Source organism: Arthrobacter oryzae, assembly GCF_031454875.1.
GTDB lineage: Bacteria > Actinomycetota > Actinomycetes > Actinomycetales > Micrococcaceae > Arthrobacter > Arthrobacter oryzae_D.
Genome location: NZ_JAVDRQ010000030.1, coordinates 1 through 1,407, shown reverse-complemented (window position 1 = coordinate 1,407; position 1,407 = coordinate 1). Strand labels below are relative to the sequence as shown.

The 1,407-nt window shown below is 64.0% G+C and carries 1 protein-coding gene; it reads right to left on the bottom strand.

What is annotated here, in order from left to right; all coding sequences use genetic code 11:
* On the bottom strand, nucleotides 1–1,407 hold a 1,407-nt coding region (locus J2805_RS23885; RefSeq protein WP_309980548.1), incomplete at both ends, for an aldehyde dehydrogenase family protein.

The following is a 1,407-nucleotide window of genomic DNA, read 5'->3' as shown; positions in this document are numbered from 1 at the left end:
TAGGGTAGTTCGCGTTCGGTTGAGAGGTCCCAGACGATTGCTTTGCGGCGGGTGTACATGGCCACGGAGTCGAAGCCGTTTTCTTTGCCGAAGCCGCTTTGCTTCATGCCTCCGAATGGAACGGTGGGGTGGAAGGAGCGGTAGGTGTTGATCCATACCGTTCCTGCCTCGAGGCGTTTCGTAAGGTGTTGGATGGTTCGTGCGTCGTTGCCCCAGATTTGCGCGCTGAGTCCGAATTCGGAGGAGTTGGCGCGTGTGATGACTTCGTCGGTGTCGGAGTAGGACAGGACGCTCGCCATCGGGCCGAAGGCTTCGTTGAGGGCGGCTGGGTTGTCGTCCGTGACCTCTGCCAGGACGGTGGGCTGGTAGAAGGCGCCGTTCGCGAGCTCGCCGTCTTCTGCCGGGTTGCCGCCGGCCAGGGCGACCGCGCCGGCAGTGATCGCCTGTTTGACCAGGGCGTCGACACGGGTGCGGTGTTGGCGGTTGATGAGCGTGCCCATTTGCGAGGATTCTTTTGTGGGCAGTCCGACGCGCACGGTTTTCGCCTTTTGCCCGAGCCGGTCACTGACCTCGGCGTACATCGAGTCCGGGACGAAGATCCGTGATCCTGTGACGCAGCTTTGGCCGCTTTTGGCGAAGTTCGAGTGCAGCAGCGAGGGGATGGCGATGTCCAGGTCGGCGTCCGGGAGCAGGATGGCCGGGCTTTTTCCGCCCAGTTCCAGGAACGTCGGCACAATGTTGGTAGCGGACTGATGGATGATCGCCCGGCCCGAGCCGGGCCCTCCGGTGAACGCGATCATCCCGATATCCGGGTGCTCGGTGAGCAGGGGGCCGACCTTCTCACCGCGGCCGGTCACCACGCTGATGACGCCGGCGGGAAGGCCCGCTTCCAGGGCAAGTTCGACCATGCGGTAGTTCAGCAGCGGGGCGACCTCGGGTGCCTTGATCACGATGCAGTTCCCTGCCACGAGCGCCGGTCCTGCCTTGAGTGCGACGAAGTTCGCGTTCCCGTTGTACGGGCTGACCCCTGCCACAACGCCGAAGGGCTCGTCGAGCCCGTAGGACAGCCGGTCAGGGAGTTGGGCGAACGTGCGGCCTTCGAGCTTGTCGGCGATACCGGCGTAGTAGCGCAGGACCCGGGCGCTGTTGTCGATGTCGGCGAGAGCTTCCCGGCGGAGGTGGCCCACGTCGGCAACTTCGATATCGGCCAGTTCCTCACGATGTTGGACGATTGCATCGGCCCATGCCGTGAGCATTTTTGCCCGCACTTCCGGCGCTGTGCGGCGCCACACCTTCTCATACGCAGCTTTCGCACCGGCGACCACCGCGTCGATGTCGGCTGCGCCGGCCTCATGAAGGGCACCAATCACCTTGCCGGTAGCCGGGTTCAGGATCTCCATCTCATGG